Annotated in this window: 14 protein-coding genes; 5 read left to right on the forward strand and 9 right to left on the reverse strand. The window is 33.7% G+C overall.

Translation table 11 applies throughout. The features are described from left to right. Positions 1-45 precede the first annotated feature (45 nt). A complete protein-coding gene (locus Q0891_RS00470) occupies positions 46-4,044 on the reverse strand; it encodes an immunoglobulin-like domain-containing protein (protein ID WP_299098055.1) in 3,999 nt (1,332 codons plus the stop codon). A gap of 156 nt (positions 4,045-4,200) precedes the next feature. On the opposite strand from Q0891_RS00470, the gene Q0891_RS00475 reads away from it, so the two are divergent. Then, complete coding sequence (locus Q0891_RS00475) at positions 4,201-5,892, forward strand: ABC transporter ATP-binding protein (RefSeq protein ID WP_299098057.1); 1,692 nt, start codon at positions 4,201-4,203, stop codon at positions 5,890-5,892. Here Q0891_RS00475 and Q0891_RS00480 read toward each other — a convergent pair. The 7 genes from Q0891_RS00480 to Q0891_RS00510 form a co-directional block, all read right to left on the reverse strand. Further along, a complete protein-coding gene (locus Q0891_RS00480; RefSeq protein ID WP_299098059.1) occupies positions 5,887-6,012 on the reverse strand; it encodes a hypothetical protein in 126 nt (41 codons plus the stop codon). The genes Q0891_RS00475 and Q0891_RS00480 overlap by 6 nt on opposite strands. A 238-nt stretch (positions 6,013-6,250) precedes the next feature. Next, positions 6,251-6,904 (reverse strand): CoA transferase subunit B, encoded by a 654-nt coding sequence (locus tag Q0891_RS00485; RefSeq protein ID WP_299098061.1) that lies wholly within the window; start codon positions 6,902-6,904, stop codon positions 6,251-6,253. Between the two features lie 2 nt (positions 6,905-6,906). Then, positions 6,907-7,608, reverse strand: coding sequence for a CoA transferase subunit A (locus Q0891_RS00490; protein WP_299098063.1), 702 nt, complete (start codon positions 7,606-7,608; stop codon positions 6,907-6,909). Positions 7,609-7,701: 93 nt separating this feature from the next. Further along, positions 7,702-10,056, reverse strand: coding sequence for a transglycosylase domain-containing protein (locus tag Q0891_RS00495; RefSeq protein ID WP_299098065.1), 2,355 nt, complete (start codon positions 10,054-10,056; stop codon positions 7,702-7,704). Positions 10,057-10,061: 5 nt separating this feature from the next. Next, positions 10,062-10,571, reverse strand: coding sequence for a gliding motility lipoprotein GldH (locus Q0891_RS00500; RefSeq protein WP_299098067.1), 510 nt, complete (start codon positions 10,569-10,571; stop codon positions 10,062-10,064). Next, positions 10,549-11,811 (reverse strand): regulatory iron-sulfur-containing complex subunit RicT, encoded by a 1,263-nt coding sequence (locus tag Q0891_RS00505; protein ID WP_299098069.1) that lies wholly within the window; start codon positions 11,809-11,811, stop codon positions 10,549-10,551. Before Q0891_RS00505 ends, Q0891_RS00500 begins: the two co-directional genes overlap by 23 nt. A 159-nt stretch (positions 11,812-11,970) precedes the next feature. After that, a complete protein-coding gene (locus tag Q0891_RS00510) occupies positions 11,971-13,044 on the reverse strand; it encodes a rhodanese-related sulfurtransferase (RefSeq protein WP_299098071.1) in 1,074 nt (357 codons plus the stop codon). A gap of 498 nt (positions 13,045-13,542) precedes the next feature. Here Q0891_RS00510 and recA point away from each other — a divergent pair, with 498 nt between their 5' ends. From recA to Q0891_RS00530, 4 genes are all read left to right on the forward strand, one after another. After that, complete coding sequence (recA, locus tag Q0891_RS00515; RefSeq protein ID WP_299098072.1) at positions 13,543-14,547, forward strand: recombinase RecA; 1,005 nt, start codon at positions 13,543-13,545, stop codon at positions 14,545-14,547. Positions 14,548-14,649: 102 nt separating this feature from the next. Then, positions 14,650-15,093, forward strand: coding sequence for a hypothetical protein (locus Q0891_RS00520; protein ID WP_299098074.1), 444 nt, complete (start codon positions 14,650-14,652; stop codon positions 15,091-15,093). A 42-nt stretch (positions 15,094-15,135) separates the two neighbouring features. Next, complete coding sequence (locus Q0891_RS00525; protein WP_299098076.1) at positions 15,136-15,684, forward strand: sigma-70 family RNA polymerase sigma factor; 549 nt, start codon at positions 15,136-15,138, stop codon at positions 15,682-15,684. 2 nt (positions 15,685-15,686) lie between these two features. After that, complete coding sequence (locus tag Q0891_RS00530) at positions 15,687-17,258, forward strand: hypothetical protein (protein WP_299098078.1); 1,572 nt, start codon at positions 15,687-15,689, stop codon at positions 17,256-17,258. 64 nt (positions 17,259-17,322) lie between these two features. On the opposite strand, the gene Q0891_RS00535 is transcribed toward Q0891_RS00530, so the two are convergent. Continuing rightward, complete coding sequence (locus Q0891_RS00535; RefSeq protein WP_299098080.1) at positions 17,323-18,081, reverse strand: 1-acyl-sn-glycerol-3-phosphate acyltransferase; 759 nt, start codon at positions 18,079-18,081, stop codon at positions 17,323-17,325. Between the last annotated feature and the right edge of the window lie 29 nt (positions 18,082-18,110).

The following is an 18,110-nucleotide window of genomic DNA, read 5'->3' on the forward strand; positions in this document are numbered from 1 at the left end:
TAATCAGGACTTTTTCATTACTAACAAAAAATATCAAGGACCATTTTATTCCTTAATAAATCGTTTTAACTGTTTCTTTTCTCCAATATTCAATTGTAAGATATAAACACCATTTTCAAATTTAGATACATCAATTGTAGAACTGTAACGTCCTTTTGCTACAATTTGCCCTAACATGTTTAATATTTCATAAGTCTGCGCTTCGTACCCAACTAAATCAATAGTAAGTGATTCTTTAACAGGGTTTGGATGTACTTTAAAATACTGAGCAGGATTTTCTGCAATTACACTTGCATTTAATCCGAAATTAGAACTAGAACTTCCTATACAGAAATTTGTAGTTTCAGAACTTGTAAACGAGCCACCTGAAGCTAATACAGATCCTGTATCAGAATTTGTTAATGAATATGAACCATTACCATAAGAACAGCAAATACCATCTCCATAAGTGTCTGTAATCACAAAATCATAACAACCTACATCTAAACATCCAACATCAATAGTTAATGTGGAACCATCTGCCTGAGAACCATAAGTTCCTCCTGAAGCCACTGTACTACCTGAGGCATCAACAACACTCCAAGCTGTTTCTTCCGGGTAATTATCAAATGTTATAGATAATGAAACATCAGCACAAGTTGAACCAGATCCACCACCTGCAGATAAACTAACTGCATCTACTGCCATGTCACCTTGCCAAGTAGTACCAGTGACACCATTAAATCTTAATTGTACTGAAGCACCAACGTAAGCAGCTAAATTAACACTAGCTGATAACCAAGAATTCCCTTGATTTCCAGATGCGCTCCAGATACTTGTCCATGACGCACCATCATCATCACTCAATTCTAAAGCTAAGCTTCCCATTGAAGAGGCGCCATACATATGATATTGAAACCCGAAAGTAGCCTGAGACACACCTGATAAATCATAACAAGGCGAATTTAAAATCGCTCGTTTTGTTGAATAATTAGGAGATGAAGATTCCATATAAATATAATAAGAACCTGTATCTGCACTAGAAGGACCTGTATTACTGGATGGTGTTGTTCCACTTCTTGTTGCCCAATTAAAATCATCACCTGTTGCTTGTGTCCATGCTCCAAAAGTGTTTTCAAAACTTTCAGAGTAAGGGAATGAAGAGATTCCACTTGTACAACCACTTCCTGTAGAAGGTTCTGTAACTACAATAGACCGTGTTCGTTGCGTTGCTGCATTTCCTGCTGCATCACTAACATTATAATACTTGGTATAAGTTCCTGCAGAATTGGTATTCACGGTTCCTGTAATCACAATACTAGAAGTTAAGTTACCATCTACATTATCTGTTGCTGTTGCACCTAATTCATTGTAAGCATCACCAACTTCCAAATTAATTGTAGAAGCGCCTGTTAACGTAATAACTGGTGCTGTTGTATCTGCTGGTTCAGTTACAATAATTGTCCTCGTGCGTTGGGTTGCCGCATTACCTGCAGCATCACTAACATTATAATATTTAGTATATGTACCTGCAGAATTTGTATTTACCGTTCCTGTAATGACAATACTAGATGTTAAATTGCCATCTATATTATCTGTTGCAGTTGCACCTAATTCACTGTAAGTATCACCAACTTCTAAGTTAATTGTGGAAGCTCCTGTTAATGTAATAACTGGTGCAGTTGTATCTGGTGTTCCTCCTGTAAGATTTACCGTGTAATCCTCTACTTCTCCATAAGTAAATGATTGACATTCTGTTGGCACTGCATTATAATTCATAGAAACGCGCATTCTGGTATTTCCTATATAAGTTCCTGAAGGAATTAGAAAGCTACCACTAACTGGAGCAGTCTGTGTTGCTGCTTGCGACCAGACCTGTTCTCCTGAATCTGAAAAATCGCCATCGTGATTATAATCTATCCACACTGAATAACCTTCTGCATATGTAGTTCCTGTCCAAGTAGGAGTTACTGTAATTGAATAACTCTCTCCTTGATTTAACACGGTTGATAAATTAGTAAAATCTGAATAAAACTGAGCTCCGGATGTATTATCTATAATTCCTAATTGTACACGACTAATATATTCATCGTTAACATTACTACTTGTAGATGTACAATAGTTTAGTTGCACTTCGGTTGTTGTAAAACTTGCAGAACTTGTGTATGACGACGTTGAATTATCGGCACAGATACTTCTCACTTGCACTTCATAAGATGTTTCTGGCGTTAAACCAGATAAGGAAGTTGAAGTTCCAGACACTGAAGATGTTGTCCAAGCTGACGTACCTGATTCACGATATCTACAATCATATGACGCTCCTGGCACAGCATCCCAAGAAACGGTTGCTGTAGATGACCCAAATCCATCAATAGATAATCCTGTTGGTGTGGTTGCACTACAAACTATTGGAGTACCAGATAAACCTGTTACAATTAACGAATAGTTTTGACTGCCTCCTGTTAACGACCCTTTGTGAGTAATGGTAATAGTATATGTTCCTGTTGCATTAGTAACATCTACTCTTTCATAAGGATCCTTAATATTATCACCTTGGCCATTTGTAGAAACTCCTGTTAAACGCCATGGACTATACGTTGTTACTCCTTTTGAGACTCTAATATCTAAATCATTAACTAACACAGCTGAATTAGAATTGGTAGCAGTTGTAGCAGTACCTGCTCTATCTGTCCAAGAAATTGATGCATACAAATCATTAATACCATCAGAATCAACAGTAATCTGATAAGATTGTCCATTAGATAATGTTAATTCTTCTATTTTAGATTCGTTACCATTATTAGTAATGGCTTCTGCGGCACTTTTTGTATTCATTAATCCCCAACCATAAATTGCATCTGGTCCATTAGATCCAGCATCATCGGCTGTGTGAAGCGCTAAACCTTTTAAAGTAGATGCTTTTAAATAACTTCCATTAACATTATTGGCATGCTGTTGTAATAATAACAACGAACCAGCCACATTTGGAGACGCCATTGAAGTACCTGTTATACTATTATAAGCCGTATTACTAGACTCATATGTAGAATATACACCAGTTCCATTACCAGTAATATCTGGTTTAATTCTATAGTCATCAGTTGGTCCTTCACTACTACTAGAATTTATAGAAACACTTACCAAGTTTCCATTTGCATCGATATTTGCATCATTTGCATTAGCAACTACCATATTGTTTTTAGCAGTAGCATGACCAGAAAGTTTATCATATGAAGAATTTCCATCTAAAGGTGATCCATTTGCAGAATTATCAGAACCATCATTTCCTGCTGCCACAACCATTAAATAGTAAGGCGCATTAAACATTATTTCATCCCAATCTCTAGAGTCGGTAATGTAACCACCAAAATAATAATTTGGTAATTGCGGTTGACCTGCCGAATTTCTGGCAGCATATCCATAAGAATGATTAGATATTAGCATTCCGTTACCTGCCGCACTAGTTGCCTCAGATATATCATTGTTCCACTCATAACCAACTGCACTGGCTTGAGGAGCCATACCTTTAGCATTAGCAACCACACCAGATGCAATAATAGTACCTGTTACGTGTGCTGAATGGTAATTTAAAGTTGTAGTTCCATCACCAATAGAAAATCTATTACTACCTCCTGCTCCATCATATTCTTGGTGAGATGCACGGGCTAAACCACCATCCCAAACATGAGCTATCATATTTTGACCATCCAAATTTAAACCCAATGAACCACCAGAATTTAAATGATTAGTTCTCGTTGATTCTGCAGCGTCCACATTATACGTAGTGTAATAGATTGGCTTACCTTCGGAAGATATTTTCTGAAGTTCTAAATATGAATTTTCATTCTTAATAATCAATGGCCAACCGTTTAATAATGCCATTTGTACGGCTTCAGCCTTTTCAGTTTTAGCCTGTTCATTAAATTTTTCGCTTAAATCTTGAATTACTTCTAAATCATAACGACTAATTATCTGCTCTTTTTGAAGGTTTGTTTGCGAATATGTTGGCAGAAAACACAACAAAAGCAATACTAAACAAACACCATTAGAATAGTTTTTTTTCATAAAAATTAGTATTATTTTAAGTTAATATTTATTGATAATTCATTGAAATTATTAAAATAATGTTAAATAACGAAAACGATTTCGATTAAATACTGCAAAGTTTTTATAGTTACGGTTTTACCACAACACTATTGAAGAAATTGACTACATTTACCTATGGCAATTAAAAATTTACTCTCTGTAGACGCTTTAAATATTTCATTTTTTAAGAATAAAGTTGAAAAGGAAATCATTAAGAATATCTCGTATAAAATTCTAAAAAATGAGATTGTTGCGGTTGTAGGTGAATCTGGTTCTGGGAAATCTATTTCTTCATTAGCATTAATGGGTTTATTACCAAAACAGATTTCAAAAATTACGTCTGGTTCTATTTTATTCGAAGACAAAGATTTGGTACATCTATCACAGAAAGAATTTCAAGCGATAAGAGGAAAAGAAATAGCGATGATTTTTCAGGAACCTATGAGTTCTTTAAATCCTTCTATGCGCTGTGGACAACAAGTGGAAGAAATTTTAAAACAGCACTTTAAGCTTTCGAATTCAGAAATAAAAGATGAAATTTTAAATCTATTTGAAAAAGTCAAACTCCCTAATCCTTCTAGAATCTATAAAGCCTATCCACACGAAATTTCTGGTGGACAGAAACAACGTGTTATGATTGCCATGGCAATTGCCTGTAAACCTAAATTACTCATTGCTGATGAGCCAACCACAGCATTAGACGTTACCGTACAAAAAGAAATTTTAGAACTACTAAAAGACCTGCAAACCGAAACTAAAATGAGTGTGCTATTTATTTCACACGATTTGTCCTTAGTCTCAGAATTAGCAGACCGTGTTATCGTGATGTATCAAGGGAAGATTGTTGAACAAGGTACAACAAAAACCATTTTTAACGCACCAGAACACAACTATACAAAAGCATTAATTGCTGCCAGACCTTCTACAGATTTTCGATTAAAACAATTACCGACGATCTCAGATTTTATGAAAGATAGCCTTAACACTGCTGTTATTTCTGATGCTGACAGAAAAATGAATCACAAAAAATTATATACACAACAACCCTTACTTGAAATAATTGACGTAAAAAAAACATACCTCTCAAAAACAGGATGGTTTTCAAAAGATTTAACTTTTAATGCTGTTGATGGCGTAAGTTTTAAAGTATATCCTGGGGAAACAATTGGACTAGTTGGTGAGTCTGGCTGTGGGAAATCAACATTAGGAAATGCTATTTTACAATTAGACAAAGCCACTTCGGGTAAAATACTGTATAAAGGTCGCGATCTCTCTAATTTGAGTAGAACTGAAATGCAAACATTAAGAAAAGATATCCAAATTATTTTTCAAGATCCTTTTGCATCATTAAACCCTAGACTCACAGTTGGAAATGCAATTTTAGAGCCAATGAAAGTGCATAATATTGGCACTTTTACAAGCGATCGAAAAGAAAAGGTAATTGATATTTTAAAAAAAGTAGGACTAGACGCTTCTGCTTTTGATCGTTATCCTCATGAGTTTTCTGGTGGTCAACGACAGCGTGTTGGTATAGCAAGAACTATTGCTTTAGAACCTCAACTTATAGTGTGTGACGAATCAGTTTCTGCTCTAGATATTTCTGTACAAGCACAGGTTTTAAATTTATTAAATAACTTAAAATCACAGTTTGGATTTACCTACATTTTTATTTCGCATGACTTAGCAGTTGTAAAGTATATGGCAGACCAATTATTGGTAATGAACAAAGGTAAAATTGAAGAAATTGGAGATGCAGATCAGATATATGCTGCACCAAAAAAAGCGTACACAAAAAAGTTAATTCATGCTATTCCAAAAGGACTATAGCATGAATACTTTTTTGGCTAATTTAAAAACATTTGAGACTAACTTCAAAGTGTCTTCTAAAACTGAAAATTCTTGATCTTCATTTAAAATTGTTTCTGGTAGATTTGATTTTGTTTTCATAAGCAGTAATTCAAGGTAGATTTGGGACAAAAAGGTAAATTGCGTTTTATGTTAAAAATCAGGTTAATTCAGTTTATTTGTTTGGGACTGCAATATGTAACTTATTTTCAATTAATCTGCTCAAATACATTATTAATCGTTGAAATACATCTTTTTTTAACATTTAACACGCTTAATGAAGAATTTACGCACAAAAAAGCCACTACATTTAGTGGCTTTCTTTTTACAATTAAAAAATTTATAACACCATTTCAGGAATATTTCCTTCAATTATCAATTCGCCATCAGTAGCATCTTTAATTTCATCTACAGAAATACCTGGCGCACGTTCTAAAAGTTTAAATCCTTTTTCTGTGACTTCAATAACAGCCATATTAGTTACAATCTTCTTTACACAACCAACACCTGTTAAAGGCAAAGAACATTTTTTCAGCAATTTTGAAGCTCCTGCTCTATTGGTATGCATCATTGCTACAATGATATTTTCTGCACTTGCGACTAAATCCATTGCGCCACCCATTCCTTTTACCATTTTTCCTGGTATTTTCCAGTTTGCAATATCACCATTCTCTGATACCTCCATGGCTCCTAGAATCGTTAAGTCTACGTGCTTCCCTCTAATCATTGCAAAACTCGTAGCAGAGTCAAAAAATGATGCACCAGGTAAAGTCGTTATGGTTTGTTTACCTGCATTAATGATATCAGCATCTTCTTCACCTTCAAATGGAAAAGGTCCCATACCTAAAACTCCATTCTCACTTTGAAACTCTACTTCAATATCATCTCTAACAAAATTAGCTACCAATGTTGGTATTCCAATTCCGAGATTAACATAGTAGCCATCTTTTACTTCTTTTGCGATTCGTTTCGCTATTCCGTTTTTATCTAACATAACTATGCTTTTTGTCTTACTGTTCGTTGCTCTATTCGCTTTTCAAAATGTGCACCTTTAAAAATGCGTTGTACAAAAATCCCTGGAATATGAATTTGGCTAGGATCTAATGCACCAACAGGCACTAATTCTTCAACCTCAACAACCGTTACTTTAGCAGCGCCACACATATTAGGATTAAAATTACGCGCTGTGCCTTTAAAAATTAAATTTCCTGCGGCATCACCCTTCCATGCTTTAATAAAAGCAAAGTCTGCTTTAAATGCATATTCTAATACATGCATTTTTCCATCAAAATCTCTTGTTTCTTTACCTTCTGCCACTTCTGTACCAAAACCAGCTGGTGTATAAATAGCCGGGAAACCTGCTTGTGCAGCTCTGCAACGTTCTGCTAAGGTACCTTGAGGAATTAATTCTACATCTAACTCACCAGAAAGCATCTGGCGCTCAAATTCATCATTTTCACCAACATAAGATGAAATCATTTTTTTTATTTGCTTTTGTTGCAATAGCAAGCCCAGACCAAAGTCATCTACGCCTGCATTATTAGAGATACAGGTTAAACCTTTTATGTTTAGTTTTACAAGTTCTGCAATAGCATTTTCTGGAATACCAGACAAACCAAAACCACCGAACATAAAGGTCATATTATCAGAGACACCTTGTAAGGCTTCTGAAATATTATCTACTTCTTTGTTAATCATATTGTTTAAAAATTTAGCTTTTTAAAAATACGAAACTAAGCACTTACTTTATAATATATAGGAATTAAATATGCGTGAGACTATTATAGATTTTTAGAAATCAGTATCAAACTCATCAGCAGGACTTCCATTTCCTCCAATATCGCCTTCGTCTCTAGCTTCACAATTGATATCAATTTTTAAGTTTGAAGGTTTTTCAAATCTACCATCAGAAACATTTAGAGTCTCATCAGCGTAACAAGCTTTCATATATAAACCCCAAATTGGTAATGCCATTGAGGCACCTTGACCATAATGAATGGTTCTAAAGTGAGCTGCTCTATCTTCTGCGCCTACCCAAACACCGGTAACTAAATTTGGTACCATTCCCATAAACCAGCCATCACTTTGATTTTGGGTTGTTCCTGTTTTACCTGCTATTGGGTTTTTTAATTCATATGGATAACCAGTCATTATTTCTTTATAAACAGCAGATTTTGCTAACCAACTAGAATTATGTCTAAGTCGTTTACCAGAACCAGCTTGTGTAACGCCTTCCATAAGATTTACAGTAACATAAGCCACTTCCTCACTTAACACATCTTTACTTTCTGGAGCAAATTGATACAATACGGTTCCATTTTTGTCTTCTATTCTGGTAACCATTACTGGTTTGTTATACACACCTTTATTCGCAAATGTAGAATATGCAGCAACCATCTCGTAAATACTTATATCTGGAGTTCCTAGCGCAATTGCAGGTACAGGTAGAATCTCTGCTGTAATTCCTAACTTTTTTGCCATTTGCACAACTGGTTGAGGACCAATTTCATTCATTAAACGTGCAGTAACTGTGTTTGTAGAGCTCGCTAACGCATCTTTTAAAGTTTGTTTACCAGAATAATTTCCGTCTGAATTTTTAACCGTCCAAGGTTCTGGATTACCAAATTTATTTGCTTCTATAGTTATTTGCGTTCTAGGAAACGAATCACAGGGCGAAAATTGTAATTGGTCAATTGCTGTAGCGTATACAAAAGGCTTAAACGTAGAACCTACTTGGCGAGCACCTTGCTTAACCATATCGTATTGAAAGTGTTTATAATTCATACCTCCAACCCATGCTTTTACGTGACCTGTTAAAGGATCCATAGACATCATGCCTGGTCGCAAAAAGGATTTGTAATAACGCATAGAGTCAATAGGTTTCATAATTGTATCTACTTCACTTGCCTTACCATCAACCCATTTAAAAATTCGCATATCTGTTGGCTTCTCAAAAGAAGCTCTAATTTCTTTATCAGATTTACCTTGATTTTTAAGAATTCTCCATCGCTCACCACGCTTCATTCCATCATTCATTAACTTCTTAACTTCAGATGCATCTAACTCTAAAAAAGGCGCAGTTTTATTTCTGTCTGGTGTGTTTTGGTTATCAAACTCAGCTTGTAATCTTGGCATATGCTGAGCTACGGCGTCTTCTGCATATTGCTGCATACGTGAGTCAATGGTTGTAAACACCTTTAAACCGTCACTATATAAATCGTATTTACTTCCGTCTGGCTTTCTATTCTCTTCTTTGTTTGCCCATTCTTTCATGAACCCTCTCAGGTACTCTCTAAAATATGTAGCAATACCTTCGCGGTGATTTTCTGGAGAGAAATCTAAATCAAGTTCTGTGTTCTGCAATGAATCTTTTACTTCTTCTGAAATAAACTCATATTTCATCATTTGAGCTAAAACTACATTACGTCGGTTTTTTACACCAACAGGATTTCTTCTTGGATTATACAATGAGGAGTTCTTAAACATACCAACCAACATTGCCGATTCTTTTAATTCTAAATCTTTAGGTTCTTTCCCAAAATATATTCTTGAAGCTGAACGTATACCGTCACCATTATTGCCAAAATCATAGATATTAAAATACATGGCTAAAATTTCTTCCTTAGTATATTGACGTTCTAATTGGATTGCCAAAACCCATTCTTGTATTTTTTGAATGATTGCATTTGTTGTATTGTCCTTGTCCCTTACACCAATGAACAATTGTCTCGCCAATTGTTGTGAAATGGTACTTGCACCACCTTTTTTTCCAAGGTAAACAAAAGCTCGCAAGGTCCCTCTACCATCGATACCTGAATGCTCGTAATGACGAACATCTTCAGTTGCAATTAAAGCATCAACTAAATTCCTCGGTAAATCTTTAAAATCAATAGGTGTTCTATTATCATTGAAATAAAATTTACCTAACGTTTTATCATCTGATGAAATAATTTCTGTTGCCAAATTAGTTTCAGGGTTTTCTAATCTTGTATAATCTGGCATTTCCCCTAAAGCTCCCCAAGATGCTAATAGAAATAATAACACAACAGACGCAATTCCGCCTAAAAATATAATCCAAAACCAACGAACGTATTTTGTAAAGTCTAATGTTTCTGATTTAGACGATGTTGTTTTCTTTTTTGCCATAATTATTATTTTTGAGCCTTCTCTACTCTAAAACCTATATCTGTTATTCCTTTTAAGTTTTCTACACCATTAACTTCGCCATTATTTCTCATGGCATGTTGTATGTTTACAATGTAGTCTCCTTCTTCTTTAAATTTAAAGGCTTCCTTAAATCCTCTAAACCAAAGCTTATTTTCTTTTAAATCTGAAAAACCAGTACCTAATAATTCGCCATTAGGTGCGGCCATTTTGTACTCTAGCGTATCTTTTACAGCTTTTCCGTTAGGATAATTTAACTCAACAATTAAAAATAAATTACTGAATTTATAATCGTCTGTATTTCTAAGATTGACGTACAAATTGTAATTACTAGTTGTATCTGGTGCTTTAAAACTGAAACTCGCTATAGAGTCTTTGTTCCATTGGTTAGGAACAGGTTGGTACTGATCAAAAACAGCGTTAGAGTCGCAATTTGTAATTAAAATACAGCTTACAACAACTAAAAATAACCAACTAGTTCTTTTTAGTATTTGCATTTGGTTTGGCTTTAGGTTTTTGATTACGGTTTCGATTTTGAGATTTATTTCTGTTATTACGATTATTAGTATTACCGTTGCTATTGTTATTTCGGTTCTTATTATTTCTGTTATTCCTATTCTTTTTACGTTTCTTATTTGATTTTGGACTATCAAAACGTGTTAAACTATCTTGACCTACAACGTTCTCAAACTCATTTTTAGTGTCTTCTATATGCTCAGCCGCATATTCTTCAAGACTAGCAACTTTTTCTTTTTTCTTGTTTTTTTCTATAATTTCATTGGCTTGATCTGTTGTAATCACATGCCAATTCATCCATTCACCCTCGTAAGCATACCACATTAAACCTTTAAAAATATCCGTTTTTTGACAAACAGCATTTCCTTTTTCAGTATACAATTTTGTATCATTTCTAGGAAATGCTTTTAAAGCATCTAAGTAAGCATCTAACTCATAGTTAAGGCAACACTTTAGCTTACCGCATTGTCCTGCAAGTTTTAATGGATTTAAAGATAATTGTTGGTAACGTGCTGCAGATGTGCTCACTGATCTAAAATCTGTTAACCAAGTTGAGCAACATAATTCTCTACCACAAGAACCAATGCCACCAAGCCTTGCAGCCTCTTGCCTAAAACCAACTTGTTTCATCTCTATACGTGTTCTAAACTCACGTGCAAAAACTTTAATAAGTTCTCTAAAATCTACGCGTTCTTCTGCTGTGTAATAAAAAGTGGCTTTGCTTCCATCACCTTGAAATTCAATATCTGATATTTTCATCTTCAGATTTAAATCTATCGCGAACTGACGCGCTTTTACCTTCATTGGCTCTTCCTTATCTCTAGAAACAGACCAAATATCAATATCTTTCTGTGATGCTTTTCGGTATATTTTTAAAACATTTTCAGCGTCGTCTAATCTTACTTTTTTACGCTTCATTTGTACACTCACTAACTCACCAGTAAGCGTAACCATACCAATATCGTGACCAGACTTTGCCTGTGTTGCTACAATATCTCCAATGCTTAAAGTAAGGTTTTCTGTGTTTTTATAATAGTGTTTTCTTCCGTTTTTAAAACGTACTTCTACACCAATAAACGGTTTTTGTCCGTTTGGAAGCGACATGTTTGCTAACCAATCAAAAACAGTGAGTTTGTTGCAGCTATCTGTGCCGCAAGTTCCATTGTTTTTGCATCCTTTTGGTTGGCCATCTTCTCCAGTTGCGCAACTGTTACAAGCCATAAAAATTTTATATATTAAATCTAGATTTTATAAAAATCTAGATATCGGATTCGTAAATAATTAATGAGTAAAGATAATATTATTTATTTAGCTTACTCATACCATAGATTTATAGTTTAATACTAAAAAATATAACAGCACTTAAATTAGTCGCTTTTATTAGTCTTTTTTAGAGGGCATAGTCTCAAAAATATTACGCAAGTCTTTTTTAAACGGCAAATGATCTGCACGTCCTTTTTTAAAGATATCATTACTGTTGCCTTGACCTTTTCTTAATGCTTTCTGCTCTTCAAACGGTAGCCTATTTATTTCCATGCAATTGGTAGAGCAACAATTCTCCATTTTTTCTTTACATGAATCACATTGAATAAACAATAAATGACAAGCTTCATTAGCACAGTTTGTATGTAAATCTGCTGGCTCACCACATTGATGGCAGTTGGCGATAATATCATCTGAAATACGTTCCGAACGACGTTGATCAAACACAAAGTTTTTCCCAAGAAATTTGTTTTCTAAACCTTCGGCTTCAATTTGACGCACATAATTAATTATACCACCTTCTAATTGAAAAACGTTTTTAAATCCTTTATGTTTATAATATGCGCTTGCTTTTTCACAACGAATTCCACCTGTGCAATACATTACAAGCTTTTTATCTTCCTTATGCTCTCTTAAATCTTCTTCAATTAAATCTAAAGACTCTCTAAAGGTATCTACATCTGGAGTGACTGCATTTTTAAAATGACCAATTTCGCTTTCGTAGTGATTTCTCATATCTACTAAAACTGTGTTTGGGTCTTCAATGAGTTCGTTAAACTTTTCTGCATTGACATGCACACCTTTATTGGTTACGTCAAAAGACGCATCATTTAATCCATCTGCGACGATTTTATTACGGACCTTAACTTTAAGCTTTAAAAAGGCAAAATTATCATGCTCAACAGCAATATTTAATCTAACATTTTCTAAGAAAGAAATGGTGTCTAAATGATTTTTAAACGGTTCAAAATTATCTGCTGGCACAGAGAGTTGTGCGTTAATACCTTCCTTAGCGACGTAGATTCTTCCTAGGACATCTAATTCGTCCCAAGCTAAAAATAGATGGTTTCTAAAAATTTCGGTATTGTTAATTTTGGCGTACTTGTAGAAAGAGATAGTTAAGCGTTCTTTGCCTGCTTGTTGAATAAGCTCTGCTCTTTCTTTAGCACTTAAGTTATTGTACAGTTGCATGCTATACTAATTTTAAGGTTAAAAGAATAATTAAAATACATCTTTACTAGAGTTTAGATATATTATCTGCAAAGATATTACTTTTAGTGAGATGCCTCATAACTAGGCACAAAAAAAGCACTTCGATTATCTCAAAGTGCTTTTAGATTAACTTACTAACTTAAAATTTTAACCTAAAAAGTTAATCTTCATCGGCTTTACAGTTGTTGAGGGATCGACAACAATTGAAACACCTAATATCGTACTAATCTTTTTCTTAATTTAATTGAACTTTACATCTTTCAATCCGCCACTAAACTCTAAAATAAATTTAGAGTTTTTGTAGCGCATATCATAGCAAATTTTTCCTTTTTCATTAAGTAGATGCAAAAAGTGTAAAAGGGTTGCGTTATTAATTGAAAAAAATATTTTCTTTTACAGTAATTGTTAAACGAGAAATGAAATAAATAAAATAAGTGGTATTTTTGAAGTCAGATTAATTCAGAAATAAAAGAACAAATGAGTAGCGAAAAAGATGCAAAATTAAAAGCTTTAAAATTAACTTTAGATAAATTAGACAAAGCGTACGGAAAAGGAACGGTAATGAAAATGAGCGATCAAGCTGTAGTTGATGTAGATGCTATATCATCTGGCTCATTAGGTTTAGATATTGCATTAGGCGTTGGTGGCTATCCAAGAGGTCGTGTTATTGAAATTTACGGACCAGAATCTTCTGGTAAAACTACTTTAACTTTACATGCTATCGCTGAAGCTCAAAAAGCTGGAGGTATAGCAGCATTTATTGATGCAGAACATGCTTTTGATCGTTTTTACGCTGAAAAATTAAACGTTGATATAGATAATTTAATCATTTCTCAACCAGATAATGGTGAGCAAGCTTTAGAAATTGCTGATAATCTTATACGATCTGGAGCTATTGACATTGTTGTAGTAGATTCTGTAGCTGCCTTAACACCTAAAAGTGAAATTGAAGGTGAAATGGGAGATTCTAAAATGGGACTACATGCACGTTTAATGTCTCAAGCTTTAAGAAAACTTACGGCATCAATTAGTAAAACCAATTGTACGGTTATCTTTATTAACCAATTACGTGAAAAAATTGGTGTAATGTTTGGTAACCCAGAAACAACAACTGGTGGTAACGCCTTAAAATTCTATGCTTCTGTTCGTTTAGATATTAGACGATCTACACAAATAAAAGATAGCAATGGAAATGTAATGGGTAACAAAACCCGAGTTAAGGTTGTAAAAAACAAAGTTGCTCCACCATTTAGACTTGCAGAATTTGACATTATGTATGGTGCAGGTGTATCTAAAGTAGGAGAAATTTTAGATTTAGCTGTTGAACATGATATTGTTAAAAAGAGTGGATCTTGGTTTAGCTATGGCGACACAAAATTAGGACAAGGTAGAGATGCTGTTAAACTTTTAATTCAAGATAATCCGGATCTCATGGATGAATTAGAGGAAAAAGTACGAACCTTAATAAATGAATCTAAATAATTCAATATTAAAAAAATCCTGAAAAATCAGGATTTTTTTAGTTTTAGACGCAACCCTTTTACACTTTTTGCATCTATATATTGATATTGACTATAATTAATTATGAAAAAATTTGCCCTTTTAGCTTTAATATTCGTTTCTACATTAACATCTTGTAGCCTTGATGATGGTGCAGAAAGCAACTTTTACTTAGCGGTTTTACCTATTGATGGTGTTGAAATGCCAGAATCTTTTGTACAAGGTGAAACCTATGAAATTTTCGTGACCTATATCAAGCCTAATTCTTGTCATACGTTCAACGATTTTATATATGAAATTGATGGAAATGAAAGAACTGTCGCAGTAGTAAATACGGTTTACTATGCCAATAATGGAGTCAGTTGTGATGAAGTTTCTGAACTCGTTACAGTCAGTTTTGATCTCTATGTTTCTGGAAATGAAACCTATATATTTAAATTTTTCCAAGGTGAAGATCCAAATAGCGGTGAAGATCAATATTATTTGGTAGAAGTGCCTGTCATGGAAGGTAGAACGCCTACTAACTAATTTAATGGTAGTAACTAATTATTAATTAATTCCTAGACTCATGTGAGTTTAAACCAACTCATAGAAAATTGTATTAGTCAAGATGCTAAAGCACAGAGCCAATTATACAAGCAGTTTGCAAGTAAATTATTTTCGCTTTGTCTTAAGTATTCAAAAAACTATGCAGAAGCGGAAGATAATTTGCATGATGCATTTATAACTATTTTTGGAAAAATAGACCAGTATAATAATAAAGGTTCTTTCGAAGGTTGGCTTAAACGTATTGCAATTAATACATCGTTGCAACGCTATAGAGATAATGTTGGCGTTTATGATATTATTAATGAAGGTAATATTGAAGATGTATCAGTAGATATTAACGAAGATGACGTAAGTATTGAATATTTGCTAAAAATTATTCAAGAATTACCAGACAGATATAGATTGGTATTTAATTTGTATGTACTAGATGGTTATTCACATGTTGAAATAAGCGAATTAATTAATATTTCAACAGGAACATCAAAATCTAACTTAGCGAGAGCAAGAATGATTTTAAAAGATAAAATTGAAGATTATAACGCGTTAGCCCCAAATGCGCAGAGTTTATAAAAATGAAAGAGAATAAGAACATAGACAGACTTTTTCAGGAAAAGTTTAAAGACTTTGAAATAACACCTGACGATGCCGTATGGAATCGTATAAATGAAAGCCTGCCAAAGAAAAAGAAGAAAAGAAGAGTTATTGCACTATGGTGGCAAGTTGGTGGTATAGCAGCTGCTATCGCTCTGTTATTTACTATTGGTATTTCTGTTTATAATTCTGATAGTAATAACTCAGATGAATTACCTGTTGTTAATACGGACCAAAAGGAAACAAAATCTAATATTAATAATTCTACAAAGTCCAAACAGGATGAATTAAAAGTAAATGACGAAAATAACTCGTCTATTGCCAACTCAAAATCTGATTTAGAAGAGTTATCAAATTCAAAAGACGTTATTAATACTCAAAAAGAGTCTCAAAAACAAAAGATAAGCACAATTCCAGAATATTCGAATTCACAAATGGAAGGTGTAGCTAATAATTCCAAGACTAAAAAATCATCTTCCACGTCTCAAAAGCGTAATAAATTACCAATAACAACTGCCAAAGATAACACCGACAAGGTTGCTACCCAGAAGACTCCAAACACAATAATAAAGACAGAGAATAAGGCACAACTAAAATCTGAAACTGAAAGAAAATCTGCCATCAAAAAGGCAATTTCTAATTCTGAAAAAGTTGTTTACGAAGATAATCCTTCAGAAAAAGTAAATTCCGAATCTTCTATAAATACTACTACAAAAACTGAGAATAATGACTCTGAGAACACATTAGTAAAGGAAGCTGAAAAGGAATCTATTGAAGATGCTATTGCAGAAAATAAAGAAAGTATTGATGAAGAAGAAAAAGAAAATGAACCAAGCAGGTGGAGCGTTGCACCAAATGTTGCGCCTGTTTACTTTAATTCGTTAGGCAATGGTTCTTCATTAGATGAGCAATTTAATGATAATAACAAAGGAGGCGATATTAATATGAGTTATGGTATTGCAGGTAGTTATGCTATTTCTAAAAAATTAAAAATTAGAGCTGGTATTAACAGAGTTAACTTAAATCAGTCTACTTCTGATGTTTATGCTTTTACTGGAGCAGAAACTGCAGCAAGAGGTGTAGAAGCAGAATTCAGCAACATCGCTTTTAATGGTAACCAAGACCACGTTTCAATAATGAGTTCTATGATGATGAATAGATCTTCTGTACCAGAAATTTTTAATACTAAAACAGCTGGAAAAATTGATCAGAAGTTTGGATTTATAGAAGTACCCATTGAATTAGAATACAATTTATTGGACAGAAAATTTGGTATTAATTTAATTGGCGGATTTAGTACTTTTATTTTAAATAATAATGAGATTTATGCAGATGTTAATGGAACCTCAACATTAATCGGTGAAGCAAATAACATAAATGATACTAGTTTTAGTGCCAATTTTGGTTTAGGCATGGACTACAATCTTTCTAAGCAATGGAGTCTAAACTTAGAACCAACGTTTAAATATCAAATTAACACATTTAATAATACAACTGGCGACTTTAAACCCTTCTTTATTGGTGTGTACACAGGCTTAAGTTTTAAATTTTAGGTTATTGCAAAACTACCTTTTTGGTAGATAAAAAAAGCTATGATGAATGCAATGCTTACAAAAGCTACTCTTGGTTAGGGTAGCTTTTTTTTGTGCTTAAACTTAGCTCGTCCCAAATTAAATTTCTTGTTTTTTCGTTGAGTTGCTTAGTATCTGTTATAGTCAAACCTGTTGTTGGAATAAATTTATGAATCTTAGCGCGCATTTTACCTGGGCTTCCACTTAAAAAGGTATATGAAAACCGTTTTTTATTATCGTAAAATGTAATCGGAACAATTGGTATTTGATGGTTAATTGCCAGTCTAAAAGCACCATCTTTAAATACATCTAATAACACATGTTCTTCTGGCACACCTCCTTCGGGGAAAATACAAATACTAACACCTTGCTTTAAACGACGTTGCGCTCTTAGAAATACGGCTTGTCTACTCTTAGCACTAGATCGATCTACTAAAATACAGGTACGCTTGTAAAAGAAACCAAATAACGGAATTTTAGCTAATTCTTGTTTTCCTACAAATACAAACGGGTTTTTTACAGCTACTAACATTAGCATTATATCTGCCATAGAAGTGTGGTTGGCAACAAACATATAACTCTTGTTTGGCACAGGGATTTCTTCTCGTTTTATTTTGTACCCAAAGCCCATTCCTATTAATATAAACTTTGACCAAATACGAGCCAATTTAAAAAACAATGGATACCATTGCTCTCTTGATATTGAAATAATTAAAATAGGAAACATCACAATAATCGGTATAGCCACTAATATGTAAAACCATACACGATATAAAACCCAAAATGGATATTTAAAAATTGCCATAGCTCCAAAACTAACTATTTAAAATAAGA

It is taken from the genome of uncultured Winogradskyella sp. (genome assembly GCF_947498005.1).
GTDB lineage: Bacteria > Bacteroidota > Bacteroidia > Flavobacteriales > Flavobacteriaceae > Winogradskyella.